Annotated in this window: 25 protein-coding genes; 11 read left to right on the forward strand and 14 right to left on the reverse strand. The window is 59.7% G+C overall.

Annotated features, from left to right (window positions below):
• On the reverse strand, window positions 1-1,470 hold a 1,470-nt coding region (locus PSTU_RS0102400; protein ID WP_019339445.1), incomplete at its 3' end, for a methyl-accepting chemotaxis protein.
• A gap of 108 nt (window positions 1,471-1,578) precedes the next feature.
• A complete protein-coding gene (locus PSTU_RS0102405) occupies window positions 1,579-2,391 on the reverse strand; it encodes a TatD family hydrolase (protein ID WP_019339446.1) in 813 nt (270 codons plus the stop codon).
• Window positions 2,392-2,566: 175 nt separating this feature from the next.
• On the opposite strand from PSTU_RS0102405, the gene PSTU_RS0102410 reads away from it, so the two are divergent.
• Window positions 2,567-3,976, forward strand: a complete 1,410-nt coding sequence (locus PSTU_RS0102410; protein WP_019339447.1) for a transglycosylase SLT domain-containing protein — start codon at window positions 2,567-2,569, stop codon at window positions 3,974-3,976.
• Window positions 3,977-3,981: 5 nt separating this feature from the next.
• On the opposite strand, the gene PSTU_RS0102415 is transcribed toward PSTU_RS0102410, so the two are convergent.
• From PSTU_RS0102415 to PSTU_RS0102435, 5 genes are all read right to left on the reverse strand, one after another.
• Window positions 3,982-5,004 (reverse strand): lipase secretion chaperone, encoded by a 1,023-nt coding sequence (locus PSTU_RS0102415; RefSeq protein ID WP_019339448.1) that lies wholly within the window; start codon window positions 5,002-5,004, stop codon window positions 3,982-3,984.
• A gap of 49 nt (window positions 5,005-5,053) precedes the next feature.
• A complete protein-coding gene (locus tag PSTU_RS0102420) occupies window positions 5,054-5,950 on the reverse strand; it encodes a triacylglycerol lipase (protein WP_237709829.1) in 897 nt (298 codons plus the stop codon).
• 344 nt (window positions 5,951-6,294) lie between these two features.
• A complete protein-coding gene (gene greB / locus PSTU_RS0102425) occupies window positions 6,295-6,792 on the reverse strand; it encodes a transcription elongation factor GreB (protein ID WP_019339450.1) in 498 nt (165 codons plus the stop codon).
• 64 nt (window positions 6,793-6,856) lie between these two features.
• Window positions 6,857-9,358 (reverse strand): ABC transporter permease, encoded by a 2,502-nt coding sequence (locus PSTU_RS0102430; protein WP_019339451.1) that lies wholly within the window; start codon window positions 9,356-9,358, stop codon window positions 6,857-6,859.
• Complete coding sequence (locus PSTU_RS0102435; RefSeq protein WP_019339452.1) at window positions 9,355-10,041, reverse strand: ABC transporter ATP-binding protein; 687 nt, start codon at window positions 10,039-10,041, stop codon at window positions 9,355-9,357. Before PSTU_RS0102435 ends, PSTU_RS0102430 begins: the two co-directional genes overlap by 4 nt.
• 10 nt (window positions 10,042-10,051) lie before the next feature.
• On the opposite strand from PSTU_RS0102435, the gene PSTU_RS0102440 reads away from it, so the two are divergent.
• From PSTU_RS0102440 to PSTU_RS0102450, 3 genes are all read left to right on the forward strand, one after another.
• Entirely contained in the window at window positions 10,052-10,657 is a 606-nt protein-coding gene (locus PSTU_RS0102440; RefSeq protein ID WP_029404582.1) for an arylesterase, read from the forward strand.
• Window positions 10,658-10,702: 45 nt separating this feature from the next.
• The gene (locus PSTU_RS0102445) at window positions 10,703-10,984 is read left to right on the forward strand and encodes a hypothetical protein (protein ID WP_019339454.1); all 282 of its coding nucleotides are present in this window, start codon (window positions 10,703-10,705) and stop codon (window positions 10,982-10,984) included.
• Between the two features lie 67 nt (window positions 10,985-11,051).
• Window positions 11,052-12,014 (forward strand): L,D-transpeptidase family protein, encoded by a 963-nt coding sequence (locus tag PSTU_RS0102450; RefSeq protein WP_019339455.1) that lies wholly within the window; start codon window positions 11,052-11,054, stop codon window positions 12,012-12,014.
• 89 nt (window positions 12,015-12,103) lie between these two features.
• Here the strand turns inward: PSTU_RS0102450 and PSTU_RS0102455 are convergent, their stop codons facing one another.
• The gene (locus tag PSTU_RS0102455) at window positions 12,104-12,358 is read right to left on the reverse strand and encodes an Lpp/OprI family alanine-zipper lipoprotein (RefSeq protein WP_029404583.1); all 255 of its coding nucleotides are present in this window, start codon (window positions 12,356-12,358) and stop codon (window positions 12,104-12,106) included.
• A 421-nt stretch (window positions 12,359-12,779) separates the two neighbouring features.
• On the opposite strand from PSTU_RS0102455, the gene PSTU_RS0102460 reads away from it, so the two are divergent.
• Window positions 12,780-13,070 carry a GNAT family N-acetyltransferase gene (locus PSTU_RS0102460; RefSeq protein WP_019339457.1) on the forward strand — a complete coding sequence of 97 codons (291 nt, stop codon included), beginning with the start codon at window positions 12,780-12,782 and terminating at the stop codon, window positions 13,068-13,070.
• A gap of 42 nt (window positions 13,071-13,112) precedes the next feature.
• On the opposite strand, the gene PSTU_RS0102465 is transcribed toward PSTU_RS0102460, so the two are convergent.
• Window positions 13,113-14,189 carry a 3-deoxy-7-phosphoheptulonate synthase gene (locus tag PSTU_RS0102465; protein WP_019339458.1) on the reverse strand — a complete coding sequence of 359 codons (1,077 nt, stop codon included), beginning with the start codon at window positions 14,187-14,189 and terminating at the stop codon, window positions 13,113-13,115.
• Window positions 14,190-14,459: 270 nt separating this feature from the next.
• Between PSTU_RS0102465 and PSTU_RS0102470 the strand changes: the two genes are divergently transcribed.
• Window positions 14,460-15,407, forward strand: coding sequence for a putative 2-dehydropantoate 2-reductase (locus PSTU_RS0102470; protein ID WP_019339459.1), 948 nt, complete (start codon window positions 14,460-14,462; stop codon window positions 15,405-15,407).
• Window positions 15,408-15,715: 308 nt separating this feature from the next.
• Window positions 15,716-16,690, forward strand: a complete 975-nt coding sequence (gene cysB, locus PSTU_RS0102475; protein WP_019339460.1) for an HTH-type transcriptional regulator CysB — start codon at window positions 15,716-15,718, stop codon at window positions 16,688-16,690.
• Window positions 16,691-16,790: 100 nt separating this feature from the next.
• On the opposite strand, the gene PSTU_RS0102480 is transcribed toward cysB, so the two are convergent.
• Complete coding sequence (locus tag PSTU_RS0102480) at window positions 16,791-17,525, reverse strand: phosphoadenylyl-sulfate reductase (RefSeq protein ID WP_019339461.1); 735 nt, start codon at window positions 17,523-17,525, stop codon at window positions 16,791-16,793.
• A 181-nt stretch (window positions 17,526-17,706) separates the two neighbouring features.
• On the opposite strand from PSTU_RS0102480, the gene thrH reads away from it, so the two are divergent.
• Window positions 17,707-18,324: a bifunctional phosphoserine phosphatase/homoserine phosphotransferase ThrH gene (gene thrH / locus PSTU_RS0102485; protein WP_019339462.1), complete on the forward strand. Its 618-nt coding sequence runs from the start codon at window positions 17,707-17,709 to the stop codon at window positions 18,322-18,324.
• A gap of 41 nt (window positions 18,325-18,365) precedes the next feature.
• On the opposite strand, the gene pabB is transcribed toward thrH, so the two are convergent.
• From pabB to PSTU_RS0102505, 4 genes are read right to left on the reverse strand one after another with little or no spacing between them, the layout of a single operon-like run.
• Window positions 18,366-19,715, reverse strand: coding sequence for an aminodeoxychorismate synthase component I (gene pabB / locus PSTU_RS0102490; protein WP_019339463.1), 1,350 nt, complete (start codon window positions 19,713-19,715; stop codon window positions 18,366-18,368).
• Window positions 19,716-19,763: 48 nt separating this feature from the next.
• Entirely contained in the window at window positions 19,764-20,747 is a 984-nt protein-coding gene (locus PSTU_RS0102495) for an alpha-L-glutamate ligase-like protein (RefSeq protein ID WP_019339464.1), read from the reverse strand.
• Window positions 20,748-20,750: 3 nt separating this feature from the next.
• Window positions 20,751-22,277, reverse strand: a complete 1,527-nt coding sequence (locus tag PSTU_RS0102500) for an inactive transglutaminase family protein (protein ID WP_019339465.1) — start codon at window positions 22,275-22,277, stop codon at window positions 20,751-20,753.
• Window positions 22,278-22,281: 4 nt separating this feature from the next.
• Complete coding sequence (locus PSTU_RS0102505) at window positions 22,282-22,818, reverse strand: ATP-dependent zinc protease (RefSeq protein WP_019339466.1); 537 nt, start codon at window positions 22,816-22,818, stop codon at window positions 22,282-22,284.
• Between the two features lie 265 nt (window positions 22,819-23,083).
• Here PSTU_RS0102505 and PSTU_RS0102510 point away from each other — a divergent pair, with 265 nt between their 5' ends.
• The 3 genes from PSTU_RS0102510 (at window position 23,084) to prpC (ending at window position 25,913) form a co-directional block, all read left to right on the forward strand.
• Window positions 23,084-23,788, forward strand: coding sequence for a GntR family transcriptional regulator (locus PSTU_RS0102510; RefSeq protein ID WP_019339467.1), 705 nt, complete (start codon window positions 23,084-23,086; stop codon window positions 23,786-23,788).
• Between the two features lie 14 nt (window positions 23,789-23,802).
• Complete coding sequence (gene prpB / locus PSTU_RS0102515; protein WP_019339468.1) at window positions 23,803-24,690, forward strand: methylisocitrate lyase; 888 nt, start codon at window positions 23,803-23,805, stop codon at window positions 24,688-24,690.
• A gap of 95 nt (window positions 24,691-24,785) precedes the next feature.
• On the forward strand, window positions 24,786-25,913 hold the full coding sequence (gene prpC / locus PSTU_RS0102520; RefSeq protein WP_019339469.1) for a 2-methylcitrate synthase: 1,128 nt from the start codon (window positions 24,786-24,788) through the stop codon (window positions 25,911-25,913).
• Window positions 25,914-25,948: the final 35 nt, after the last annotated feature.

Consider the following 25,948-nt stretch of genomic DNA (forward strand, 5'->3'; position numbering starts at 1 on the left):
AAGCTTGAGCTGATGGATCGCCTTGCTGAGATCGCCCGACAGCGCAGCGAGTTCTGCGCTGGTGTTTGCCGATTCGACGGTTTGCTGGACGGTTTGCTCGGTGACGTCGCGAATGCCGGTGACCGAGCGGTTCAGCTCCTCCGCAACTTCGCTTTGTTGCTCGGCGGCGACAGCAATCTGCGTGTTGCTCTCGCGCATCTGTGCGACCGCCGCGGTGATGGCTTCAAGTGCTAGTCCTGCTTCACGTGCCTCGCGCACGCAGTCGTCTGCCTTGAGCGAGCTTTCCTGCATGAACTCGACGGCATCGCGCGTCATGCCCTGCAGCCCGGCGATCATCTGCGTGATTTCGTCAGTCGATACCTGAACGCGTTTGGCCAGGCTGCGTACTTCATCCGCAACCACCGCGAAGCCGCGGCCCATTTCGCCCGCACGTGCCGCTTCAATCGCCGCGTTCAATGCCAGCAGATTGGTTTGTTCGGCAATGCTGTGAATGACGCTGACCACGCCGTTGATCTTCTGGCTGTCGGCGGCAAGCTGTTCGATGGTTTCGGCAGTCTGCCGGACGCCCTGCGACAGGCTGGATATCGAGCGCTCAACCCGTCCTACTACCTCCTGCCCACTGCCCGCCAGGTGGTCGGCACTCTGCGACTGGTCGCGCGTTTCCCTGGCGTGTTCGGCGATGTGGTGGACGGTGGCGGTCATCTCATTGATCGCGGTCGCAGCCTGGTCGGTTTCGCCCTGCTGGCCGAGCATGCCCTGGCGGACCTCACCCATGCTCGATGCCAGGCGGGCGGCTCCGTCATCGAGCCGGGTAGCGGCCTGGGCAACGGTACCGACGATGCGCTGGTAGCCGGCCTGCATGGCGTTGAACGCCGCGGCCATCTCGCCGACTTCATCGCGGCTCGCCAGAGGCACCCGCATCGACAGGTCGCCGCTGCGCTCGACATGCACCATCACGTTTTTAAGCGTGTTGAGGTGGCTGAGGAGGAAGTGAATCAGCAACTGTGATGCGCCTAGCAGTACTAGCATCAGCACAGCAACAGCAACGGCGTAGCTGAAGAAATGCTCACCAAGCAGTTGCATGGCGCTGGGTGTGCGAGCCAGCACGGCGAGGTTTTCCCCACCCGGTCGGGTCACCAGTTGGGCGCCTACGACCGGCGTCGTGCCGAATAACCGGTCGTGCTCGACGGCAACCCATCCTTGGCGAGCGGTTACAGGCTGCCCGCCGATCGCAATCGCCTGACCGGCCGGAAACCGTTCGATATCCGCGTGCCTGGGAATTGCCGTGCCTTCCGGCCATGTCTGTAGCAGAGCGCCGAGCTGCTGGGCGTTGTCCTGCGCGTCCTGGCTTCGCGATTGCTGTTCAAGCTGCAGCGCAAAAAGCACCAGCAACAGGGTGGTCGCGAACGCTACCAGGTTCAGCGCCCAGAACTTGTACTTTAGTGACAGATCGCGAATCCACAAAGCCATTGCATTCTCTTCTTAGGTCGATGACCGGTACTGCTCGTCGCGCAGTGGGATCGCCGCTTTCTGCGAGCCCGTTCTATTAACGACCAAAAAGTGCTGGACTTGAGCCGCTCAGCACTCATTCAGCGGATCGATACGAAAGAATTCCTGAGCACAGCGCGTCGTGCTCCGCGCCAGTTGTTCTTCGCTGACACCTCGATGCCGTGCCACTTCCCGAAGCACTTCCGGAAGAAACGCCGGCTCGTTCTGGCCACCCTTGGGCTTGGGTCGCAGCGTGCGCGGTAACAGGTATGGAGCGTCGCTCTCGAGCATCAAACGGGCTGCAGGAATGTCGCGAACCAGCGGGTGCAGGTGAGTGCCGCGGCGCTCATCACAGATCCAGCCGGTGATGCCGATGTGCAGGTCGAGATCAAGGTAGGCGTACAGGGCACGTTTTTCGCCGGTAAAGCAATGCACGACTGCAGCACTGAGCTGATCACGGAACGGCCGCAGGATTTGCACCAGGCGCTGGTCGGCATCGCGTTCATGAAGAAACACCGGCAGACCGGTTTCGACTGCCAACTGCAGGTGCTCTTCCAGGACTCGCTCCTGTTGCGCGCGAGGAGACAAGTCCCGGTTGAAATCCAACCCGCATTCACCAACCGCGCGTGCCTCGGGTTCCGCGAGTAGGCCCTTGAGCTGCGCGCCGGTAGTGGAAGTCCATTGGCTCGCGTCGTGAGGATGAACGCCGGCCGTGCAGAACAGCCGTTGCCCGCTCTCATCCAGCTCCCGACAAAGCGCCAATGCCGATTCGCTTTCGCCCAGGCTGGTGCCCGTCAGGACGAGCTGGGCAACGCCCGCTGCGTGCGCACGATCTAGGACCGCGCGCGGGTCTCGGGCGAAGGTTGGGTGGGTAAGGTTGACTCCAATGTCGACAAGCTGCATGAAGCGTCTCGCTTATGAGATCAAAATATATGGATGAAAATCAGTGGGTTGAACGTGAAAGTTAATGTCATTAAATCGGTGTTGCTGGCGGCCAGATCAAGGCTGTGCCACTCTTCGCCACCTTGCGGCAGGGCGGCCGCAGTACAGCTTGTCCCATCCGAGCCGATATCCGGTAATGACCCGACTATTCTCCCTGCTGTTGTGTGTGCTGGTGCTGATGCCCGGGCCGGCCGCTGCGCGGGTGGTTGGGCCTCCAGCCTGGCAAGCGGCCGATACCGTACGCGATCTTGCGGACATTCGCCGCAGCGGCGTTTTGCGGGTGCTGGTCAATCAGAGCCGCAACAGCTCTGGTGAGGTTAAAGGCGAAGCTATTGGTGTGGAGTATGTGCGCCTGCGTGCGTTCGAGCAGTATCTCAATCGCGGGTCGAAAGGGCCTCCGATCACCTTGAAGATCATTCCCAAGGCCAAGGATCAGTTGCTTGGCGCGCTGCAGCGCGGAGAGGGGGATCTGGTCGCGCCCGGGGAAATCTTGCCGCAAGGACCGATACGCCGGCTGAGCCGTAGCCGCGCGGTGATCGACCAGGTGCCGATGGTATTGGTGAGCCGGCAGGGTGGTCCTCGCTATCACAGCTTCGAGCAACTGTCGGGTCGTAGCCTGGCGTTGTCCGCCGGCAGTGCCGCAGGTTCTGCCCTGGACAAGCTCAATCGAGCCTTGATGCAAGCCGGGCGAGCTCCGATTGCGGTCGAGTGGGTGGACCCCACGCTGGCAGTGGAAGACGTGCTGGAGATGGTACAGGCCGGCGTCTATCCGGCAACGGTGGTGGAGCAACCCATTGCCGAGCGTTGGGCCAAGGTGCTGCCTAAACTGCGCATCGAGTCGCAGCTGACGTTGGGCGATCCCGCTGATGTGCACTGGTTTGTGCAAAAGGACGCCGGGATGCTGCGCGCGAGCATCGACCGTTTTCTGCAGACTTACAACGCGCCGGATAACCAGGACGCGGTATTCGTTCGCGTCTATCGCAGGCTCTATCGGGTTCAGTATCCGCTGGATCGTGTCGGCAGACAGCGCTTGGAAAAGGTGCGTCCGACCTTGCAGCGGCATGCCCAGAGGCAAGGAATCGACTGGCTCAATCTGGCCGCACTGGCGTTCAAGGAGTCGACGCTTAACCCATCGGCGCGCGGCGCGTCCGGCGCCACCGGGCTGATGCAGGTGACGCCGGCCACCGCTCGCAGCATGGGCGTGCAGAACATCGGCCAGTTGGACAACAACGTGCTCGCCAGCGTGAGGTATCTGGCGAGCATCCGTAAAACCTTTTTTTCCAGCCCCAGGCTGAATGAGCGCGAACGCATGGCGTTTGTGCTGGCCGCCTACAATCTTGGCCCGCAGCGGGTCCAGGCTTTGCGTGCGGAGGCCCGCCGCCGAGGTCTCAACCCCGACCAGTGGTTTTTCCAGGTCGAACGCGTCGCCATGTCGACCATGGGCATGGGCGTGGTCAGCTACGTCAATGCGGTAAACAAGTATTACCTGGCCTATAGCCGGGAACGCTATCTGCTCGAGGGTAGCCCGCAAAGCGCCGCCAACTGAGCAGCTCAGCTGCGCTCAGCCGCAACCAATTGCTCAGCCGCTTGAAGGCGTTGACGCTCAGTTTCGTCGAAACGTTCGGCCGCCAGACGGGTGATGGCGGCGCGTTTATCCGCTTGGCTGAGGCCCGGGCTGCGTTCAATTCGCGCTTTTTCCTCACGGTAGGCGGTCAGCCGGTTTTGCCATGCCCGACGTTTTTCGTCGAGTTTCTCCAGACGGGCTGCGGCTGCGTTGCCAACCAATTGTTGGCGTAGCTGGCGCAGGTCCGTGGGGTTGCCACCACTGGCTGCCAACGCACGTGTTTGCTCGCGCAACTGCACTTGCATCTGCGCCGCGACTGCATCCTTCAGCTCCACTGGCAGGCGGTTGCGCAAGCTATCCAATGCCGCGCCTTTGCCTGACGCGTCGAGCGTCGTGTCGTGCCGAATGGCCAGGCGTTCCAGCGTGAAGCGGTCAGCTGCTTCGTCCAGCGCGAAGAACGCCAGGTGAACGGGCTCGTCGAATATCCCTGCACGCAACTGCTGAACCGCGCGCAGTCGGTTGCGCATGGCCTCCAGATCGGCCTGCTGCATATGTTGCTGTTCCAGCAACAGCAGCTGCCGTTTGTAGTCCAGATATTGGCTTAACAGCTGGACGGCGCTGTCTGCGGCAGGGGCGGGCAGTTGCGCTTCGATATAGCGACGTAGCCGGGCGATGCTGGTTTCCAGCGGTTCCTCGCCAATTGCGGCAAGGAAGTAGTCGAAGACACGGCGAATCTGCGCCTCAATGATCAACTTCCCCGCGGCGTCAGCCCGAAGACGACCGTCCACCTGGGTGCCAGCAAAGGAGCTTGGCAGACGGTCAAGCGCATCCGTTCGCGGCCGCGGTGGAGTTTGGGTTGGATGTATTTGCTGGCTGGCCTCGCTCGTGCTGATCCGAACGTTCTCGGTGCGGTTCTGCGTCTGGGCTGGCTCCGGGTCGGGTGGGGCACTGCCGTTCATTACAATGCCGATGAGAAGCGCCAATACAAACAGGGCGGCGATAAATTTCATCAGGATGCCTTGTAGTCAGAAGGTGGGGCCGGCGGGCCCCACCGGAGCCTCAGAGACCTGCGTTTTTCAGGCGATTGGCATGCTGTCGGTACACTGTCGCCGGATCGGTTTCGAACAGGCTGGTCAGCCCAAACACCTGGTTGACTTCATCGAGGTGGTTCATTCGGTAGTTGTCGCGGATGACCATGCCCAGATGCGAGCTGCAACGGCCAACGAGTCCGTCATTGGGCTCGTCAAATGCCAGCGAACCGGCCCCCAGCATGGCGTCGCTTACATCCAGTGGGTTGGTCAGCGGGCTGGTGCCGCCCCAGGAGTAATAACGCACACCGTTGACCTTGTAGGCGCCTTCGCCGCACGCAGTGGTCGGAATGCCCTGCGGATATTTCGCATTGAAGCGGGCGGCTCCTTCACTGTTGAGTGATTCAAGCGTACCGAGCGAGTTTTGTGGTTCGGTACTGGTGCTTCCCGACAGGAAATGGATCAATGCGCCCATCCCGTTGACGATGCCAGCGACGATGGCTTCGCCACTGGAGCCTTCAGGAATCTGACGTATCAGATCGGCAACATCGGACCCCTTGTGCGGTGCGCCTACGCTGGTGACCGACGCCACCAGGTCGGGACGGACCGCAGCGACGTAGCGCACGGTCGGCCCGCCGTGGCTGTGGCCGACCAGATTCACCTTTGGTTTGCCGCTGATGGCGACGATCTCCTCGACTTGTTGCAGAAGCTCCTCGCCACGCAGCTCCGAGGTGTTGAGTTGGCTCACTTCGGTGACGTAGACCTGGGCGCCATCACGTCGAAGCGCCTGGGGAATGCCGTACCAGTAATCGATGCCTAGCATGCTGTCGAAGCCGAGCATGCCGTGCGCCAGTACGATCGGATAACGCGTCTGGGTGTAGCCGCTGGAGCCGAATAGGCTGGCCTGGACCTGGCTTGAAACAGCCATGACGGTCCCGAGGCATAGAGCAAACACAGTCTTGTTGTTATTCATGAATGCACTCATCTAGGGTGACTGACATTGGGCAATCCCTCGCCATTCACCGCGCGTAGCGCGTACTGCAGGCGATTGCGGCGCAGCATTCGTGCCAGTTTGCCGGGAGGCAAGCAGATGAGGCTCTAGCGCGGCGTTCCGCCTGAGCGCTACTGCCAGGCTTGACGGCGATTGCCGAGATGTCTGTTACCAGATGAAACATAGAACTGGGTAGGAAAGTGTAGTATTCGTCAGTTGATCGAAATTAGGCGCTAGATCGACGAAAAACGTGACTTATCGGTCCAAGAGTAACTGCACGGTCACGAGTAATCGATTTTCACGATGTACCAGAGTTTCGATCCGGTGGGCGTCTGCACCTGGACTTCCGCATCCAAGGGTTTACCAACCAAGGCGCGTGCCAATGGCGAATCGATACTGATCAACCCCTGACGTAGATCCAGTTCATCCGGCCCGACGATACGGTAGCGGGCCTGTTCTCCCTCTTCGTCCTCGACTATCACCCAGGCGCCAAAATAGACCTTGCCGGGATCGCTTGGTCGCTCTGCGACCACTTTGAGCTTCTCCAGCCGTTTGGTCAGAAAACGCACGCGGCTGTCGATTTCGCGCAGCATCTTCTTGCCGTAGGTGTATTCAGCGTTTTCCGAACGGTCCCCTTGCGCGGCTGCCTCGCTGACCGACTGGGTAACCTGAGGCCGCTTCACATGCCACAGTTCATGCAGCTCGGCTCGTAGCCTTGCCTCGCCTTCGGGTGTGATCAGGGGGGTGCCGGCAGGGCGAGGTGGGCGATAACGGCTCATGGCATTTCCAGTTCAGGCACGGGCTCGGCATTCTACAGGCAGTCCAACGCGTTGCCTGCGCCGGTCAATTTTCACGCAGCACATTCAGAGGGCTGGCGTTGAGTGCTCGACGCGTACCCAGGACGCCTGCGGCACCGACCAATAGTGCGCCGATCAGCGGCAGCAACAGCAGCCATGGGTGGGGTTGCCAGCGAAGATCGAAGACGAAGTGGTAGAGCAGGGCGCTGACCAGCTCACAACCCAATGCGGCGAGTACACCGCTGGCCGCGCCTAATACACCGAATTCGGTACGTCGGGCTCTGAGCAATAGTTTTCGCTCCGCCCCCAGCGCGCGGAGCAACGCACCTTGACGAATCCGCTCGTCCAGCGTTGCTTGCAAACCGGCAAACAGTACCGCAAGGCCCGCCGCCAGCACGAACATCAGCACATATTCGACCGCCAGCGAGACTTGCGCCAGGATGCTGCGCAACTGGCTGAGCAAGGCTTCGACTTGCAATATCGTCGCAGACGGGAAGTCTCTGGCCAGTTGCACCAGTTCGCGATCCTTGCCTTGCGGCAGGTGAAAGCTGGTCATGTAGGTCGCCGGAACGTCCTGCAAGGTGTCGGGCTCGAAGATCATGTAGAAGTTGGGCTGGAAGCTGTCCCAGTTGACCTCGCGCAGGCTGGTCACGCTGACATCGCGGGTGAGCCCGCCAACTGTGAAGCTGAGTCGATCGCCCAATTGCACCTGAAGACTCTCGGCCAGCTCGGCTTCCACCGACACGCCAGGCAGATCGGCTCGCGCCCCGGTCCACCATTGGCCAGCAGTCAGACGGTTGTCGGCGGGCAGGTCCTCGGCCCAGGTCAGGCTCAGGTCTCGACGAATCGCGCGCTCGCCCTGGCTTTCCTTGCTGACCAGCTGGCGTACCGGCTCACCGTTAATCGCAACCAGACGACCTGGAACGACCGGGTACAGCGGAGCTGCGAGGTCGGAGAGTGCATCGATGCGTGCGGTGAATGCGTCCCGGTCGGCGGGCAGGACGTTCAGTACAAAATGGTTAGGGGCGTCATCCGGTAACTGATTTTGCCAAGTGTCGAGCAGCTCGCCACGCAGCAACCCGATCAGTGCCATGGCGAGCAGTATCAAGCCGAAAGCCAGCGACTGGCCGGCCGCCGCCAGCGGGTGTCGAAGTAGCTGCCCGAGGCCCAGACGCCATGTCAGCGATGCGCCTGAAAGTATTCGGCGCAGCCCCTTCAAAGCAAGCAACAGCAATCCGCCGAGGACCACCGTGGCGAGCAGACCGCCGCCCAGCAGCGCGAGCGTAATCTTCAGATCTAGGCTGAGCCGCCACATGATCAAGCCAAGGGGGATCACGGCGGCCCCGTACACCAGCCAGGAACTCGGCGGAATCGGCAGCATGTCGCGGCGCAATACCCGCAGTGGCGGCACGCGACCCAGTGCGGCCAGGGGCGGCAAGGCGAAACCCGCCAGTGCAACCAGGCCGGTCGCAATTCCCGCCAGCGCCGGCCACAACGTGGCGGGCGGCACTTCACTGACCACGAGTTCGCGCAGCAGGAAAAACAATCCATGTTGCGCGGCCCAGCCCAACAGCGCTCCGGCCGTGCTGGCAACCAGGCCGAGGTAGGCGAGCTGCAGGGTATAGAGCATCAATGCTTCGCGGCGTGACAGGCCAAGACAGCGCAGCAACGCACTGGCGTCGAAGCGGCGCGTCGCGAAACGTGCAGCCGATAGCGCCACTGCCACGCCCGCGAGCAGCACTGCGGCCAGGCTGGCCAGATTGAGATAGCGTTCGGCACGCCCCAGAGCGCCACCGATCTGACGGTTGCCGTCCTTGGCTGTCTCGATACGCTGATGCGCTTGTACATCGGCTTTGATGGCCTCTTCATAAGCTGCCAGCTGCTCCGGGGTGCCGCGCCAGAGTTCGCGATAGCGCACACGACTTCCGGGCTGTACCACGCCGGTCGCTTCGAGATCATCCAGATGCATCAGCACGCGTGGCGTCAAGCTGTAAAAATCGCCAACGCGATCAGGCTCGTAGGTCAGCACGCGGGTCAGCTGCAGTGGCTTATTGCCGACTTCGATCTGGTCACCGATCTGCAGGTTCAATGCCGCGAACAGGCGTGCTTCGGCCCAGGCTTCACCGGGTTTGGGGCCCGTTCCGGGCTGTTCGGTCTGATACGGCGCGGCCGCGCTGCGAAGCTCACCGCGTAACGGATAGCCATCGTCAGCGGCCTTGATGCTGGCCAGCTGCAGGTTGTCGTCCGTAGCGATGACGCTGGAAAACTCAACCACCCGAGCGTGTTCAAGCTGCAGTTGGTTGCCTGCTTCGATCTGTTCCGCTTCGGCCGGAGCACTGCCGCTCAGCACGAGATCGGCGCCTAGAAACTCGGTTGCGCGCAGCAGCATGGCGTCGTTCAGTCGCGCGCCAAAATACCCGATGGCTGTGCTGGCCGCGACGGCGATCAGCAGCGCAAAAAACAATACGCGCAGCTCGCCGGCACGGGCGTCGCGCAACAGCTGACGCAGCGCCAGCGTCGCCAGGCGGCTGAGGGGCACATGCTTCATTGGCTCAACTCATCGACGAGTTGGCGACCGCCTTCGAGGCGAAGCAAGCGCTGGCAACGATGGGCCAGACGTTCGTCATGGGTTACCAGCACTAACGTAGTGCCGCGTTCACGGTTGAGCTCGAACAACAGCTCGGTGATGGTTGCGCCTGTATGGCTGTCGAGGTTGCCGGTCGGCTCATCGGCGAACAGCACCGCCGGCTCGGCGGCAAAGGCGCGGGCGACGGCAACGCGCTGCTGTTCACCGCCTGACAGTTGCCTTGGATAATGATGGAGCCGTGCGCCAAGACCGACGCGATCAAGCAGCTCGATGGCTTTCGCCTCTGCGTCTGCGCGGCCATGCAGCTCCAGCGGCAGCATGACGTTTTCCAGGGCATTGAGGCTGTCGAGTAGCTGAAACGACTGGAAAACGAAGCCGACATGCTCAGCCCGCACATGCGCGCGCTGGTCTTCGTCCAGCGCGCCGAGCAGATGGCCAGCCAGATGCACCTCGCCTGATGTGGGAAGGTCCAGGCCAGCCAACAAACCGAGCAGCGTCGATTTACCGGAACCTGAAGTGCCGACAATGGCAAGGCTGTCGCCCTTGTCGAGGCTCAATGACACATCGTCTAGTATCGCCAGCTCGCCTTCCGCGCTGGGTACCGCTTTGCTAAGGTTCCGGGCGTAGAGAATGCTGGCGCTCATGGAGATTCCGATGCGAAATTGGTTGAGAGGTGGGGTCCTGGTTTTGCTGTGCTGGGCCCAGGGCGCCTTGGCGGGAACGGTGCTGGTGGTCGGGGATAGTATCAGCGCCGCTTTCGGGCTGGAAACCAGCCAGGGCTGGGTACAACTGCTCCAGCAACGCCTTGAAACAGAGAATTTTGACCAACGTGTGGTGAACGCTTCGATCAGTGGTGACACCAGCGCTGGAGGGCTGGCGAGATTGCCAGGGTTGCTGGCGGAGCACGATCCGCAAGTCGTCATCATCGAGCTTGGCGGCAATGATGGGCTTCGTGGTCAGCCGCCGAAGCAACTGAACAGCAATCTGGCTGCTATGGTCGACCTGTCAGTCGAGGCGGGTGCCGACGTCGTGTTGCTCGGGATGCGTTTGCCGCCGAACCTGGGGCAACGTTACACGCGCGCATTTGAGGAAGCGTTCGACTCGCTTGCAGACGAGCGAAACCTGCCCTATGTGCCGTTTTTTCTTGAAGGTGTCGGTGGGGTTGATGGCATGATGCAGGCCGATCGCATCCATCCGACTGCCGGTGCGCAGCAGCAACTGCTGGACAACGTCTGGCCGGTGCTCGAACCCTTGCTTTGAAGCGTGCGCGCGGCTACTGTCGCGCCCCTCGAATCGGAGCCTTAGATGCCGCGCCCAGCCTGGACCCTTTTTGCCTATCGCCTCATCGTTCCAGACGAGCAATTCGACTTGTTTGCATGCCGGGAGAACCGGCTGCACCTGGCGTTGCGGCAGCTGGAGTTGAATGGTCAGGTTGATCGCACGCTTTGCGGTGGTTTTCTACCAGCGCGCCCGCGCTGGCAAGATATCGAGCGCTCCGTACTCAAGGACCGCCGCCTCTGCCCCGCGTGTCGCGATGCACTCGGCGCACAACGCAAAGGCCTTCCGTCTGCCGTCAGCGCTTGGTAGGTCGGCGCCTGCAGGCGGTTCGAGTACAATCGGCGCAACACGAACACTTTCCCAAGGAAACCCCTGAATGCTCTCGCGTGCGTTTGTAGTCGCCTCCAGTGTGTCATTCGCGGCTTTACTCTCGGCCGGCCAGTCTATTGCCCTCGAACTACCGCTGCCTCCAGAAGGCGAGGACGTGGTCGGGCAGATTCAAGTGGTCAAGGCCAAGTACGAGGACACCTTCGCTGCACTCGGCGAAACACATGATCTGGGCTATCTGGAACTGATTGCGGCAAACCCGGGCGTGGATCCCTGGTTACCAGGCGAAGGGACCGACATCATTCTTCCGACGCGGTACATCCTGCCGCCCGGGCCGCGTGAAGGCGTCGTGATCAACCTTGCTGAGTACCGTCTGTATTACTACCCGGAGGGCAAGAACGTGGTGCATACCTTTCCGCTCGGCATCGGCCGGGAAGGTTGGGGCTCCCCGGTTGGCAATACGCGGATTTCAGCCATGACCAGCAATCCGGCCTGGTACCCGCCGCAATCGATCCGCGACGAACACGCGGCCGACGGCGATCCGCTGCCGAAGGTCGTACCGCCAGGACCTGATAACCCGCTTGGTCCTTACAAGATGAGCCTGGCGTTGCCCGGGTATCTTATCCACGGTTCAAACAAGAAATTCGGAATCGGCATGCGCGTCAGCCATGGTTGTTTCCGCATGCTCAACCATAATGTTCTGGAGCTGTCAGGCTTGGTCAAGGTCGGAACCTCGGTGCGGATCATCGACGAGCCTTACAAGTTCGGCGTGAGCCAGGGCAAAATCTATCTGGAGGCGCACACGCCGCTTCAGGACGAAGAACAGAAGATGACGCTCATGGACAAGCATGCAGTGGTGATCAACACATTACTCAAGCGTGATGAACCTGCCGGTTCACTGCAGCTGGATTGGGAAATGGTGCGCGAGATCATTGCTGGCGAAGACGGCCTGCCGATCCAGATCGCCGAGCAGGGCCAGGCTCTGGCCAACCATGAAGAGCCCATTTTCTAATATTGCGTATCTATAAGAGCGCGCCTCGCAAAACAGGCGCGCACAAAAAAGCCGACCTGATTGCAGGTCGGCTTTTTTTCGCCTGAAGCTTACTTGCGGCTGGCGCGTTCCAGCATACGCAGTGCACGCTCATTGGCTTCGTCAGCAGTCTGCTGGGCCTTCTGGGCAGCCTGCAGCGCCTCGTCGGCACGGCTGTACGCTTCGTCGGCACGCGCTTGAGCGCGGGCAGAGGCGTCTTCAGTCGCGGTCAGACGGGCTTCGCTTTCTTTGGTCATGCTGTTGCTGCAACCAGTAGCCAGAACTGCGGCGAAAGCCAGAGCAGAAAATTTCAGAACGTTGTTCATCGTGTTCCCCTTAAGGATGAAATCCATGGCAACTCCCGTTATGGAAAGTTGGCGCGCACATACTACCGATTAGTTACGCTAAGTAAACTGAGCCAAGCAGCTGCTACCACATTTTTTCTGCATGCTCATTCTTTGAACGGTATCCGCTGGCAGAACTGACTGAAAAACAACCAGAGCCAACCGCGGCACTCGCTACATGGACCGACGCAAGTGCCGAAAAGTTGCAGTGTTGATCTGAGTCGACTGTTTGAATGCGGTCATTCGGTCCATTGTGGTGCGCTGACGATTTAAGCAATTGAAGCCGGGTCTTGCGTAGCGGTAGCATGCGTCGTCCAGCTAACAATAAAGATGGATAGTGCGTGAGGGTGCCGCACGTAACTTCCAAACAATCAGGGCAGGTCTAGCCTGCAGAGGAGGCGAGATGACCGAACAGCTGCACATCCATCATGATCGAACAAGTCACCAGTTCGAGACCGTTGTGGAAGGCCATCGCGCTTATCTGGCGTATGTCGATCTTGGCAAACAGACACTGGATATCTACCGGACCTTCGTGCCCGATGCGCTTCGCGGTCGAGGTGTTGCGGCGGTGTTGGCCCAGCATGCGCTGGAGTACGCCGAGCGCGAGGGCTATACGGTTATCCCATCCTGTTCGTATGTAGAGTGGTACATCGAACGGCAGGGCAGTGCTACGGACGATCCGGAGCAGGAATAAAAAAAACGCCGGCAAGCGGCGTTTTTTCGATTCTGACAGGTATCAGCTGCGGGTGCGCTTGGGTAAGACGTCCTTCAGCTTGAGGTGCATGCCGAGAATAGTTTTCTCAGTGGCTTCCCAATCGATGCAGGCATCGGTGATCGAGACGCCATATTCCAGATCGTTGAGATCTTTGGGGATAGGCTGGTTGCCCCAACCCAGATGACTTTCCACCATCAGCCCGATGATCGAATTGTTGCCCTCGAGGATCTGGTTGGCCACGTTGTCCATCACCAGCGGCTGCAACGCTGGGTCCTTGTTTGAGTTGGCATGGCTGCAGTCCACCATGATGTTCGGTTTGATTCCGGCTTTGCTCAGTTCCTGCTCGCATACTGCAACACTGACCGAATCATAATTCGGCTTGCCATTGCCGCCACGCAACACCACGTGACCATAGGCGTTGCCCTTGGTGGTGACGATAGACACTCCACCCGATTGGTTGATGCCAAGGAAGCGGTGCGGGCTGGAAACGGATTGCAGGGCATTGATCGCAACGGTCAGGCTGCCATCGGTACCATTCTTGAAACCCACGGAAGACGACAGGCCTGAGGCCATTTCCCGGTGTGTCTGGGATTCGGTGGTGCGTGCACCGATGGCCGACCAGCTGATCAGGTCCTGCAGGTACTGCGGGGAGATCGGGTCCAGGGCTTCGGTCGCGGTCGGCAAGCCCATCTCCGCAAGATCGAGCAACAACTGGCGGCCAATATGCAGGCCGTCCTGAATCTTGAACGAGTCATCCATGTATGGATCGTTGATCAGGCCTTTCCAGCCAACGGTTGTGCGTGGCTTCTCGAAGTACACCCGCATGACCAGAAACAGACTCTCCGAGACCTTGTCGGCCAGCACCTTAAGGCGTTCGGCATATTCATGCGCGGCCTTCAGGTCATGAATCGAGCAGGGCCCAATCACGACGAACAGGCGATGATCCTTGCCGTCGAGAATGTTGCGTATCACCTGGCGGCCTTCAGAGACGGTCGCCAGCGCGGCAGCAGTCAGCGGTATTTCACGCTTCAACTGATCAGGGGTGATCAGTGTCTCGTTGGAAGAAACGTTAAGGTCATCGATCGGTAAATCAGCCATCGTGTTCTCGTCAAGGTCACAGATGCCGTCCGCCAGCCAAGCCCGGTGCGGCGGAGCAGAGCTTGAGGGCGCAGCGGGGAGCGGAACCTTATCGCGTATTGCGTTGCCACGACAATCATCTTGAAGTCGGACTGCTGCACGGAGATCGCTGCTGTCTGTCACGCCAGGTCGTTATTCATAGCCGCTGGGCGCTCTCTTGGGACGCTGATAAGGTGGTCATTTTTGCGCGCCAAGCATGGCGTCCCCCTGATCTGTCGAAGGAGCCCTCGCATGACTGCCCCTAAATCTCGAATCGGAATTATCGGTACCGGTGCCATCGGTGGCTTTTACGGCGTGATGCTCGCTCGGGCTGGCTACGATGTGCATTTTCTTCTGCGCAGCGAATACGAGACGGTCCTGCAGAATGGGTTGCAGATAAACAGTGCAGTGCACGGCTCAGTGCATCTCGATTCGGTACAGGCTTATCGCACCGCGGCGCAGATGCCCAAATGCGACTGGCTGCTGATCGGAGCGAAAAGCACCAGTAACTCGGAATTGGCTCCGCTGATTGCCGAGGCTGCAGGGGAAAATGCCAAGGTGGTGGTGTTGCAGAACGGTCTGGGAGTCGAGGAGAGCCTGCGCCAAGCGCTTTCTGATGATGTCCATCTGTTGGGTGGCCTCTGTTTCATCTGCGCGCATCGCTCGGCGCTAGGGGTCGTCGAGCATCAGGCGCTTGGCGGCGTGAACCTCGGTTATCACTCCGGCCCGGCAAGTGGCGCTGAACAGCAGAGGCTTGTCGAGGACGGCGTTGCCATGTTTCGCGCGGCGGGTGTCGATTCCAATCCGGCGGTGAACCTCGCGCAGGCACGCTGGCAGAAGCTGGTGTGGAACCTTCCCTATAACGGCCTTTCCGTTCTGCTCGACGCCGGCACCGCGCCCTTGATGGCAAACCCTGACAGCCGAGCACTGGTCCGATCGATCATGTCGGAAGCTTGCGGAGCGGCCGCCGCCTGTGGCCAACCGCTACCCGACCCGGTGGTGGATCGAATGATGATGTTTACCGATAACATGCCCAACTATTTGCCGAGCATGTACCACGACCATGCACAGGGACGTCCGATGGAGCTCGATGCGATCTATGCCGCTCCGCTGGCCGCTGCAGCAGAGGTTGGGTTCGTGATGCCGAAAACCGAGGCGCTGTATCAGGCTCTTCGTTTCCTGTCGGCTCGCGCGGACTGACAATCAATCCAAACCACCCGGCAACGCTGGACGCCGGGCGGTCCTCGCTTCGCTAGTGGTTTACTTCCAGGCTGCTAAGCTCAGTCAGACCGAGCCAAGTCTCACGCTCGCTGGCCTCGCGCAGGGTGCGATTGGGTTGACGGACCGGCAACAGTGCAAGGGTTAGACTCGCCGCTCCTGCATGGCGAAGCCCGTGATGGTGCACAGGCGTTTCATATGGGAATGGTCTAGAATCTCAGGTTCTGGTGCAGAAAAGTTATAAAAACATGGGTGGCGTCCGGGGCGCCTTTGGTCTTTGAGGGATCTCTATGAAGCTTCAGCAACTGCGTTACATCTGGGAGGTGGCGCACCATGACCTCAACGTCTCGGCAACGGCGCAAAGCCTGTTCACCTCGCAGCCCGGTATCAGTAAGCAGATTCGGCTGTTGGAAGACGAACTGGGCGTAGAGGTTTTCGCGCGCAGCGGTAAGCACCTGACCCGGGTCACGCCGGCTGGCGAGCGAATCATCACGACCGCTGGAGAAATTTTGCGCAAATGCGAAAGCATTAAACAGATCGCGCAGGAATTCTCCAATGAAAAACGTGGCACCCTCAGCATCGCGACCACCCATACGCAAGCGCGCTACGCGCTGCCGCCGGTGATCAGTGCATTCATCAAGCTATACCCGGACGTGTCGCTGCACATGCATCAAGGCACGCCGATGCAGATTGCCGAGATGGCGGCTGACGGGACCGTCGATTTTGCCATCGCTACGGAGGGGCTGGAGCTGTTTGGTGACCTGGTCATGATGCCGTGCTATCGCTGGAACCGTTGCGTAGTCGTGCCGCAGGGACACCCGTTGGCAAAGCTCGAGAAGCTGACGCTGGACGCCTTGGCTGAGTATCCGATCGTGACCTATGTGTTTGGTTTTACCGGACGATCCAAACTGGACGAGGCGTTCAGCCACAGGGGGCTGTCACCCAAAGTGGTTTTTACCGCCGCCGACGCCGACGTCATCAAGACCTATGTGCGCCTGGGGCTGGGTGTCGGGATCGTCGCGCGCATGGCCGTCGACGCGAAGCTCGACCCGGATCTGGTCGTGCTCGACGCCAGCGAGCTGTTCGAGCCCAGCGTGACCAAGATCGGTTTTCGCCGCGGCACATTCCTGCGTGGCTTCATGTGCGACTTCATCGAAACCTTTGCTCCGCATCTTGATAGAGAGATGCTTGAGAAAGCCGTGCAATGCAAGAACAAGGTCGAGCTGGATGAGTTGTTCATGGACCTCGATCTGCCGACTTTCTAGGCCGAGCCCATCCGGTTCGGTCGAGCGGACGTCAGTACGGCGGGTGGTTGGGCAAGGGGCTCGTTTGTAAGCCCCGTTAGCCAAGGTCTCGCATCGGACGTTAGTTTTTGGCGATCAGGTTGCCCGCGTGTAGGCCGCATTCCTTCTGTGTCGACTCTTCCCACCACCAGCGCCCCTCACGCTCGTGCTGATTTGGCAGAACTGGGCGTGTACAGGGCTCGCAACCGATGCTGATGAATCCACGTTCGTGCAGGCTGTTGAATGGCAATTCGAGCATGCGGATATAACCCCACACTTCTTCGCTGGACATCTGCGCCAGCGGATTGAACTTGTACAGGCTGTGGTCGGGTGTTGAGAACGCGCTGTCGACTTCGAGTACCGCAACCTGGCTGCGTGTCCCGGGGCTTTGATCGCGGCGCTGGCCCGTTGCCCATGCGCGGACAGTTGACAGCTTGCGGCGCAGCGGTTCGATCTTGCGAATGCCGCAACACTCGCCATGGCCGTCGCGGTAGAAGCTGAACAGCCCCTTCTCGTTAACCATTGGCTGCAACAGGGCCGGGTCTGGCGTCATGAATTCGATGGGAATGCCGTAATGCTCGCGAACCTGCTCGATGAAACGATAGGTCTCGCCGTGCAGTCGTCCGGTATCGAGGCTGAACACTTTCACGTTTTGGTTCAGCTTCCAGGCCATGTCGACCAATACGACATCCTCGGCCCCGCTGAACGAGATCCACAAATCATCCCCAAAGAGGTCGAAGGCAAGTTTGAGTACGTCCTGTGGGGATTTGCTGGCATAGGAGGCTGCCAGCTCGGCTGTATCAATGGTTTGACTCATCAGGCGGCTTCCTTGGTTGGCGCTTGGCGCTCTGCTGCGCGATGTTAACAAAGAGTCTTTATTACTCTAAATAACCTTTAAGGAAGAGCGTCCATTCTTTGTGGAATAAGCGACGCGTTGCTTCGCAAGGGGCTTGCCGTTAGAGTGCCGCTTCAAATTTTCTGCTGTAAGGAGCGCGTCCGTGGAAATAGCCTGTCTCGACCTGGAAGGTGTACTGGTTCCGGAAATCTGGATCGCGTTCGCCGAGGCAACCGGAATCGAATCGCTGCGGGCAACCACGCGTGACATTCCTGATTACGACGTACTGATGAAGCAGCGGCTGCGTATTCTGGACGAGCACGGCCTGAGGCTCTCGGACATCCAGAAGGTTATCGCCACGCTGAAGCCGCTGGACGGCGCGATCGAGTTCGTGGACTGGCTGCGTGAGCGTTTCCAGGTGGTCATTCTCTCCGACACCTTCTATGAGTTTTCGCAGCCGCTGATGCGCCAGCTAGGGTTCCCGACGCTGCTCTGCCATCGCCTGATCACTGATGAATCCGATCGCGTCGTGGATTACCAGCTGCGTCAGAAAGACCCCAAGCGCCAGTCGGTCATTGCGTTGAAGAGTCTCTACTACCGCATCATTGCAGCCGGCGATTCGTACAACGACACCACCATGCTCTCCGAGGCACATGCCGGCATCCTTTTCCATGCGCCGGACAATGTGATCCGCGAGTTCCCACAGTTCCCCGCAGTGCATACCTTTGACGCGCTCAAGCAAGAGTTCATCAAAGCATCCAACCGCACGCTGACGCTGTAAACGACTCGTTTCCACGGTGGCTGCCGGGCCGCCGTGGAGCCTTATGGCTCTAGCGTCGTCTCCAGTGTTCCCAGCAGTACGCTCACCTTATCCAGCGTTTCCTGGTACTCGGCCTGCCAGGCTGAATCTGCCACGATGCCGCCGCCGCCCCAGCAATAGACATCGTTCTTGCTGAATAGCAGCGTGCGGATTGCAATAGAGCTGTCCATCTCGCCGCGCACGTCCAGATAGAGTAGCGAACCGCAGTAAATGGCGCGGCGAGTCGGCTCTAGCTCATCGATGATTTCCATGGCGCGGATCTTCGGTGCGCCCGTAATTGATCCGCCCGGAAAGGCACCGGTGAGCAGATCGAGCGCATCCTTGTCGGGATCAAGCTTCCCCGTGACGCTGCTCACCAGGTGATGCACATTAGGGTAGGTCTCCAGGGAAAACAGTTCCGGCACCTGAATACTTCCGATTTCACAGCTGCGTCCCAGGTCGTTGCGAAGCAGGTCGACGATCATCAGGTTCTCGGCTCGATCCTTGATGCTGGCCGTCAGCGCGTCGGCTTGTGCCTGGTCGCCTTCTGAATCAAGCCTTCTAGGCCGAGTGCCCTTGATCGGGCGAGTCTCGACGGTCCGGCTGCTCACACGCAGGAAGCGCTCTGGAGAGACGCTTGCAATTGCGCCTTGCTCTATCGTCATAAAGCCGGCGAACGGAGTCGGGCATGCTTCGCGCAGGAGGCGGAATGCCTGCCATGGGTCGCCACTGTAGGCGGCTTGAAAGCGCTGGGCGAAGTTCACCTGATAACAGTCACCCGCCTGGATGTATTGCTGGATACGCTCGATGGCGTCACGGTAGTCGTCAGGTTTCAGATCTGCGGTAAACGCAGACGACAAGTTGAACGTCGCTTCCTGGGGTTGCCCATCCGTTTCGAACACTGTGGTCAGGCGGTTGCGTTCGGCCTGAGCCAGTGATGGATGAAAGACCAGATGCGTGGTTTGGCGCTGGTGATCATTTACCAGCGCCCAGGCATAGACGCCGAAGCGAGCGTGAGGAAGGTTCAGGTCGTCGGTTGCCACATTCGACAGTCTTTCCAGCCGTGAGCCGAAGTCATAGCTGATATAGCCCAGCAGACCACCTATAAAGGGAAGCTCAGCGTCCGAGGGGGCTTCGGCATCCCCCAATGAGCGGAGCGCCCCACGAAGTCTCGAAAAAAATGCGCTGCCGGTTTCCGTTGCGCCAGGTTCGAGCAGCTGTGTTGGCCATGCACTTAGCACGTCGAATCGGCCGCGTTCGGCCATCGGACGACCCGAATCGAGCAGTACTGCGCCCGGCGCGTGGCGAATGCGCTCGAACCAACGGGTCGGATCGGGGTAATAGGGAAGGGCGTGGAGTGTGCAGAGGGGCATGGTGTGTTTCGTTCGGGGCGTGGCCCGGCCAATGAGCCGGGCTTTGGCTCAGTCGTGAGCCGGGATGTGGCCAAACAGCTCCTGAGCGAATCGCACCCGCTCTTCCGGAGTTTCCTGAACCCCATTTTTTTTGAGCTCCTCGACGCGGTTTTCCACGGCGTGCGCGCGATGGGTCAAACCGCAGTCGTTGGCGATCTGAATGTTGAGGCCCGGGCGAGCGTTGAGCTCGAGAATCAACGGCCCCTTATCCTCGTCCAACACCATGTCCACACCGATGTAGCCAAGGCCGCACAGCTCGTAGCAGCCGGCTGCGAGCTTCATGAAGCCGTCCCAGTTTGGCAGCTGCACGCCGTCCACGGCGTTGGTGGTGTCCGGGTGTTTGGTGATCTTGTTGTTCAGCCAGGTGCCGCGCAACGTGATGCCCGTCGCCAGATCCACGCCGACGCCAATTGCACCCTGGTGGAGGTTGGCCTTACCGCCGGACTGCCGGGTCGGTAGGCGCAGCATGGCCATTACCGGGTAGCCCATCAGGACGATGATACGAATGTCCGGCACGCCTTCGTAGCTGATGCTTTTGAATATCGGGTCGGGAGTGACGCGGTATTCGATCAGTGCGCGGTCACGGTGACCGCCGAGCGAATACAGCCCGGTGAGGATGTTGGATATCTGATGTTCGATCTCGTCGTGGGTCAGGATCTTCCCTGACACCGTTCGATAACGCCCCTCGAAGCGATCGGCGATGACGAGGATTCCATCGCCGCCCGCACCCTGAGCCGGCTTGACTACAAAGTCGGTGTGGTCCTTGACGATATCCTTGAGTTTCTCGATGTCACGCTCGGTCTCGATGATCCCGTACATCTCCGGGACATCGATGCCGGCTTCGATTGCTCGCTCCTTGGTGATGATCTTGTCATCGACGATCGGATACAGGTTGCGCTTGTTGTACTTGAGCACGTAGTCCGCATTACGGCGGTTGATGCCCATGATGCCTTTGGCTTCGAGGGCCTTCCACGTCTTGATTAGACCGAACATGGCTCAATCCTTCAGAAAGGCTTTGAAACGAAACAGTTCGGTCAGGCGGTAGCCGCGATAACGCCCCATCGCGAGCATGAAGCCGACCATGATCAGCAGTACTGCCGGGAAGGTGAAGATGAAATAGGTCAACTCCGGGATGTTCATCAGCAGGAATGCCAGCGCTGCTGCGATGAGCGTACCGACCGCCACCTTGAATGCATGGCCGCCGCCACGTTCTTCCCAGGTGATGGAGAGGCGCTCGATGGTCATGGTCAGGATGACCATGGGGAACAGTGAGACAGATAGCCCGCGCTCGAGCCCGAGCTTGTGACTGAACAGGCTGATCACCGCGATCAGCACCACGACGAACGTGAGCACCACTGACAGGCGTGGCAGCATCTGCAGTTTCAGGTGCTCCAGGTACGAGCGCAGTGACAGCCCCATTGCGGTGATGACCGTGAACAGGATGATGCCGAAACCAATCTGGGTTTCACGGAAGGCGAGCGCAATCAGCACTGGCGTAAAGGTGCCCAGTGTCTGCAGACCGCCAAGGTTGCGCAGGATCAGAATCACCAGAACACCGATCGGAATCATGATCATGATCTGGTACGTCTGCTGGGTCTGCAGTGGCAGGCCGTAAAGCGAATATTCGAGGAAGTCTGCGTCGGTATTTTCGTCGGTCAGCTTTGCCAGGCGGATGGCGTTCATCTCGCTGCTGTTGAGCGTGAAGGTGACTTGCGGGTTGCGCCCGCCTTCGAGGTTCAGCAGGGGCTCGTTGCCGGTCCACCAGACCAGGCGATCCTGCGGCAGGCCTTGCTCGCCGGTTTCCGGATTGAAATACAGCCATTTATCGCCGTTGAAGCTCCGCAGCCAGAGCTCCGGGGATTGTGCCATGTCAGCCTGCAGTCGAACCGTGTGAACGCGCTCCATGGGAACGTGCGCAATGGACAGCAGCAATTCGATTACCCGCGCTTTGTTGGGCGTCGAAGCGTCTCCGCCAAGTAGCAGCTTGACGTTGTCATCGTTGGCATTGTTAACACGCTTGATGGCTTCGCTGATGAAAGTCTCGACGTCGGCCGAATGCTGGCGTATCGGTGAAAGCAATGCTTCTGCAGCAATCTTCTCAGCGCCTTCGACAGGAATGCTGTCGCGGAAAATCGGGCCGGTAGCCTTGGTCTGTTCACCGCTATAGCGCCGGGTCAGGACCAGCCGGTAATACAGCGTCTGCTTGCCATTGACGCGCCGCGCTGACCAAGTGACCCGACGATTGCCATCGGCACGGTTGATGCTCACGCCATAGTTGTTGGAGATGAAGCTCTCATTGAGGCTGACGAATTCCTGGTTGAGCGGCGGCACGTACATCTGCAGCTTCACCGGCTCGCGCGGGTTGGCCTGGAATTCGACCTTGGCGTCGATGTTCCAGAGGTCATCGGTTTCATCTTCAGTAACCGGGATGCCCAGGATGAATATCTGATAGGCAGTGATTGCGATGCCCAGCGTGACGAGCAAAAGAATCAGGATTTTTAGGTGCAGGGTAAGGGCGCGCATGGGGTTACTCGTCAGCGTCGGATTCGATAATGCAGCCGGGTTTGCCAGCAGCGTACTTAAGGCCAGGGTCGACCAGAGCACCGAAGCGAGCAAGCGCTTCGGAACCGATTAGAAGTGGGTATTGGAATGCGCTTCGGTCCGTGAGGTTCACTTCGATGCTGCGTTTTGCCTTGCCCATGCATAGATCGAGTTCAACAACCGGGCGCGGAGTATAGGTTTTTTCTTCCTCTGGATCGAAGTCGCCAGCACGTCGCTTGATCTTGCTGATGCGCTGCAACGGCAGTTCGATGGGGCGGTCATGGGCTTCGTCGATAGCGAGGTAGAAGCGCACCCAGCTTTTTCCGTTGCGCTTGAAGCGCTCGATGTCGCGGGCGCTGAGCGAGGCGGTCTGGGCACCTGTATCGAGTTTGGCTGGCACCTCGAGACCGAAATCGGGCAGCGCCACGTGCTCATTCAGACCGTAGATCGTTTTTTCATCGGCGTGCGCCCAAAACGGAACGCTTAAAAAGCAGAGCAATAGAAGGCGGGTTTTGGTGCTCATAAATCCAGATAGTCGAGTCGAGAAGTGGACAGGAACAACGAGCCAGGGTGAAGCGCGTCGAGGCGAGCGCCAGACGCGGCGTATGTAGGCATGCATTCTAGCATGGGCGACTTATCGCTCGGCTAGGCTCAAGCCGTGCTGCGGCGCTACGCGCTATGCAGACAACTAACTTCCTGGGTAATTGTCAACAATCTACTTTTGTATTATTGACCGGTTGCGTTTCCAGGGCTAACTTGGCCCTATTATTAGGTAAGGTGTCAACAATATGCTGGATGCGTTGGAAACGCCCCGCCTTGATCAGGCAGACAGTGGAACCCTCTCGGAGCACGTTTTTCGACGGATTCAGGCAGCCATCGTAAAAGGCGATATCGCGCCCGGTAGCAAGATTTCAGAGCCTGAACTTGCGCGTACCTACGGCATCAGTCGCGGCCCGTTGCGAGAGGCGATACATCGTCTCGAGGGACAGAAACTGCTGGTTCGGGTGCCGCATGTCGGCGCACGCGTCGTTTCGCTCAACCATGCAGAGCTGATCGAGCTCTACGAGATTCGCGAATCGCTCGAAGGCATGGCCTGCCGGCTCGCTGCCGAGCGCATGAGTGAGGCGGAAATCGATGAGCTACGGCGTGTGCTGCATACCCATGAACAAGACGAGGCGTTCCGGGCGGGTGTCGGCTATTACCAGCAGGAAGGCGACTTTGACTTTCATTACCGCATTATCCAGGGCAGTGGCAATCGCACGTTGACTCAGATGCTATGCGGGGAGCTGTATCAACTGGTCCGCATGTACCGCATCCAGTTCTCCGCAACGCCCAATCGCCCGCGTCAGGCATTCGCTGAACATCATCGGATTCTCGACGCCATCGCGGACCGCGACGGCGAGCTGGCCGAGCTGCTGATGCGGCGCCACATCTGCGCGTCCAAGCGCAATATCGAGCGGCATTATCTGGCTGCTCAGCAACAGACATCATAACCAAGAGGTGAGGCATGACACTTCCTACCCCCGGTCAGCGTTTCCGTGACGCGGTGGCCAGCGAGCATCCCCTGCAGGTAGTCGGCGCGATCAACGCCAACCACGCTCTGCTGGCCCAGCGCGCTGGCTTCAAGGCGATCTACCTGTCGGGAGGCGGCGTTGCGGCTGGTTCTCTAGGCTTGCCAGACCTCGGCATTACCGGTCTCGATGACGTGTTGACTGACGTGCGTCGTATTACCGATGTCTGCGATCTGCCGCTGTTGGTGGATGTCGATACCGGCTTCGGCTCCTCGGCGTTCAACGTGGCGCGTACGGTCAAGTCGATGATCAAGTTCGGCGCGGCGGCGATTCATATCGAGGATCAGGTTGGCGCCAAGCGCTGCGGCCATCGCCCGAATAAGGAAATCGTATCGCAGCAGGAAATGGTCGACCGCATCAAGGCGGCTGTTGATGCACGTACCGACGACAGTTTCGTGATCATGGCGCGTACCGATGCGCTGGCGGTGGAAGGGTTGAATGCCGCGCTGGACCGCGCCGCCGCCTGCATCGAAGCGGGCGCCGACATGATCTTCCCCGAGGCCATCACCGAGCTGGCGATGTACAAGACCTTCGCTGATCGGGTGAAGGCGCCGATTCTGGCCAACATCACCGAGTTCGGTGCGACGCCGCTGTATACCACCGAAGAGCTGGCCAGCGTCGACGTCTCCCTGGTGCTCTACCCGCTGTCGGCGTTCCGTGCCATGAACAAGGCCGCTGAAAATGTCTACACCGCGCTGCGCCGTGACGGCACGCAGAAGAACGTGATCGACACCATGCAGACCCGGATGGAGCTTTACGATCGCATCAACTACCACACGTTCGAGCAGCACCTCGACGCACTGTTCGCTCAGAAGAAGAGCTGACGAGAAGTCCCCATTGGGTTCGCCAATGGGACGTTTGCGATCCATTTTTCAACGTGATTTGCAGTATCCAGAACAAATCCAAGAAGGAGATAGCAATGGCTGAAGCAAAAGTTTTGAGTGGCGCGGGCCTGCGTGGTCAGATCGCCGGGCAGACCGCCTTGTGCACTGTCGGAAAGACCGGTGCCGGGCTGACGTACCGTGGCTATGACGTGCGCGAGCTGGCGGCTGAGTGCGATTTCGAAGAAGTGGCCTATCTGCTGTTCTACGGCGAGTTGCCGAACACGCAGCAGCTGGCCGATTACAAGAACCGTCTGAAGACCATGCGTGACCTGCCGCAGGCACTCAAGGAAGTGCTCGAGCGCATCCCTGCAAGCGCCCATCCGATGGATGTGATGCGCACCGGTTCATCGGTGCTCGGTACGCTGGAGCCGGAGCTCAGCTTCGACCAGCAGCGCGACGTGGCCGAGCGCCTGATGGCGGCGTTCCCGGCAATCATGTGCTACTGGTATCGCTTCACCCACGACGGTGCGCGCATCAGCTGTACCAGCGACGAAGAGACCCTCGGTGGTCATTTCCTCGCGCTGCTGCATGACAAGAAGCCGAGCGACCTACACGTGAAGGTGATGAACGTCTCGCTAATCCTCTATGCCGAGCACGAATTCAACGCCTCGACCTTCACCGCTCGTGTCTGCGCCTCGACGCTATCCGATCTCTACTCCTGCGTGACTGGAGCCATCGGCTCACTGCGCGGCCCGTTGCATGGCGGCGCCAACGAAGCGGCGATGGACATGATCGAGCAGTGGAAGAGCGCGGAAGAAGCTCGCGAAGCCATCATCGGCATGCTCGAGCGCAAGGACAAGATCATGGGCTTCGGCCACGCGATCTACAGCGAGTCTGACCCGCGCAACGAGGTGATCAAAGTTTGGGCGAAGAAGCTCGCAGACGAAGTGGGCGATACCGTGCTCTACCCGGTTTCGGTGGCTGTCGACGAAACCATGTGGGAGCAGAAAAAACTCTTCCCGAACGCCGATTTCTACCATGCCTCCGCTTATCACTTCATGGGCATTCCGACCAAGCTGTTTACGCCGATCTTCGTTTGCTCGCGCGTTACCGGCTGGGCGTCCCATGTGTTCGAACAACGCAGTAACAACCGGATCATTCGGCCGAGTGCCGAGTACATCGGTCCGGAGCAGCGCAAGGTTGTCCCGATCGCCCAGCGTTGATCGGAGCGGGGGAGCTCGTCACTGGGCTCCCCGAA

This window comes from Stutzerimonas stutzeri SDM-LAC, from assembly GCF_000235745.1.
In the GTDB taxonomy this organism is placed as follows: domain Bacteria; phylum Pseudomonadota; class Gammaproteobacteria; order Pseudomonadales; family Pseudomonadaceae; genus Stutzerimonas; species Stutzerimonas stutzeri_H.

What these genes read in the sequence shown, in the direction of transcription:
- prpB (WP_019339468.1), top strand. Translation starts at nt 23,803, where the DNA reads ATGACACTTCCTACCCCCGGTCAGCGTTTCCGTGACGCGGTGGCCAGC.
- PSTU_RS0102495 (WP_019339464.1), bottom strand. Translation starts at nt 20,747, where the DNA reads ATGTTCGGTCTAATCAAGACGTGGAAGGCCCTCGAAGCCAAAGGCATC.
- PSTU_RS0102480 (WP_019339461.1), bottom strand. Translation starts at nt 17,525, where the DNA reads ATGAGTCAAACCATTGATACAGCCGAGCTGGCAGCCTCCTATGCCAGC.
- PSTU_RS0102450 (WP_019339455.1), top strand. Translation starts at nt 11,052, where the DNA reads ATGCTCTCGCGTGCGTTTGTAGTCGCCTCCAGTGTGTCATTCGCGGCT.
- PSTU_RS0102470 (WP_019339459.1), top strand. Translation starts at nt 14,460, where the DNA reads ATGACTGCCCCTAAATCTCGAATCGGAATTATCGGTACCGGTGCCATC.
- cysB (WP_019339460.1), top strand. Translation starts at nt 15,716, where the DNA reads ATGAAGCTTCAGCAACTGCGTTACATCTGGGAGGTGGCGCACCATGAC.
- PSTU_RS0102510 (WP_019339467.1), top strand. Translation starts at nt 23,084, where the DNA reads ATGCTGGATGCGTTGGAAACGCCCCGCCTTGATCAGGCAGACAGTGGA.
- PSTU_RS0102420 (WP_237709829.1), bottom strand. Translation starts at nt 5,950, where the DNA reads ATGGCTGTTTCAAGCCAGGTCCAGGCCAGCCTATTCGGCTCCAGCGGC.
- PSTU_RS0102410 (WP_019339447.1), top strand. Translation starts at nt 2,567, where the DNA reads ATGACCCGACTATTCTCCCTGCTGTTGTGTGTGCTGGTGCTGATGCCC.
- PSTU_RS0102500 (WP_019339465.1), bottom strand. Translation starts at nt 22,277, where the DNA reads ATGCGCGCCCTTACCCTGCACCTAAAAATCCTGATTCTTTTGCTCGTC.
- prpC (WP_019339469.1), top strand. Translation starts at nt 24,786, where the DNA reads ATGGCTGAAGCAAAAGTTTTGAGTGGCGCGGGCCTGCGTGGTCAGATC.
- PSTU_RS0102440 (WP_029404582.1), top strand. Translation starts at nt 10,052, where the DNA reads ATGCGAAATTGGTTGAGAGGTGGGGTCCTGGTTTTGCTGTGCTGGGCC.
- PSTU_RS0102445 (WP_019339454.1), top strand. Translation starts at nt 10,703, where the DNA reads ATGCCGCGCCCAGCCTGGACCCTTTTTGCCTATCGCCTCATCGTTCCA.
- PSTU_RS0102415 (WP_019339448.1), bottom strand. Translation starts at nt 5,004, where the DNA reads ATGAAATTTATCGCCGCCCTGTTTGTATTGGCGCTTCTCATCGGCATT.
- PSTU_RS0102405 (WP_019339446.1), bottom strand. Translation starts at nt 2,391, where the DNA reads ATGCAGCTTGTCGACATTGGAGTCAACCTTACCCACCCAACCTTCGCC.
- pabB (WP_019339463.1), bottom strand. Translation starts at nt 19,715, where the DNA reads ATGCCCCTCTGCACACTCCACGCCCTTCCCTATTACCCCGATCCGACC.
- PSTU_RS0102455 (WP_029404583.1), bottom strand. Translation starts at nt 12,358, where the DNA reads ATGAACAACGTTCTGAAATTTTCTGCTCTGGCTTTCGCCGCAGTTCTG.
- PSTU_RS0102460 (WP_019339457.1), top strand. Translation starts at nt 12,780, where the DNA reads ATGACCGAACAGCTGCACATCCATCATGATCGAACAAGTCACCAGTTC.
- PSTU_RS0102435 (WP_019339452.1), bottom strand. Translation starts at nt 10,041, where the DNA reads ATGAGCGCCAGCATTCTCTACGCCCGGAACCTTAGCAAAGCGGTACCC.
- greB (WP_019339450.1), bottom strand. Translation starts at nt 6,792, where the DNA reads ATGAGCCGTTATCGCCCACCTCGCCCTGCCGGCACCCCCCTGATCACA.
- PSTU_RS0102505 (WP_019339466.1), bottom strand. Translation starts at nt 22,818, where the DNA reads ATGAGCACCAAAACCCGCCTTCTATTGCTCTGCTTTTTAAGCGTTCCG.
- PSTU_RS0102465 (WP_019339458.1), bottom strand. Translation starts at nt 14,189, where the DNA reads ATGGCTGATTTACCGATCGATGACCTTAACGTTTCTTCCAACGAGACA.
- PSTU_RS0102430 (WP_019339451.1), bottom strand. Translation starts at nt 9,358, where the DNA reads ATGAAGCATGTGCCCCTCAGCCGCCTGGCGACGCTGGCGCTGCGTCAG.